Origin of the sequence: Pyxidicoccus fallax (assembly GCF_012933655.1) — a bacterium.
Classification (GTDB): Bacteria; Myxococcota; Myxococcia; order Myxococcales; family Myxococcaceae; genus Myxococcus; species Myxococcus fallax.
Window position 1 is genome coordinate 1 of the sequence record NZ_JABBJJ010000771.1, and the last position, 475, is coordinate 475.

1 protein-coding gene is annotated in these 475 nt (G+C 41.3%); it reads right to left on the reverse strand.

Going from position 1 to position 475, the window contains the following annotated elements; all coding sequences use genetic code 11:
* On the reverse strand, positions 1-414 hold a 414-nt coding region (locus HG543_RS54095; RefSeq protein ID WP_211194827.1), incomplete at its 3' end, for a hypothetical protein.
* Positions 415-475: the final 61 nt, after the last annotated feature.

Sequence of the window (475 nt, forward strand, 5' to 3'; positions counted from 1 at the left end):
ATCATCCAGATCCCTTTTGTTCTCAGGGCGCCCTGTTAAAATACAACGACGCAATAACCACCGCCACAATCCTGAAACAGGCTTGACATTTCTCGATGACAATAAAGTCAGTTCACCAGAACGAACACCAAAGGAGGGCAGAATGATAATTTCCGCATCCTGCCCCTCTACCGCCTCTAGCCTTCTCAGTAGGAATAAAAAAGGCCTTATATAAATATCAGTAACAACATCACCTTTACTGATATTAGATTTAACATGAAGCATATCGTCTTTCTCAGAAATTGAGTAAGGCAGTATTTTAATATTACCGAGGTAATTTTGACCTACATGAACCCCCGGGTAACGCAGCCACGCCTGAATATATGCTTTTTGAATGTAGTCATCCACTATCTGAGATAAAAAAAACTTATTCATTAGTCGATCGCGTTTGCTCTCATCCAGGACATTCAGACTGGAGACGAAGAACCAGATAGAC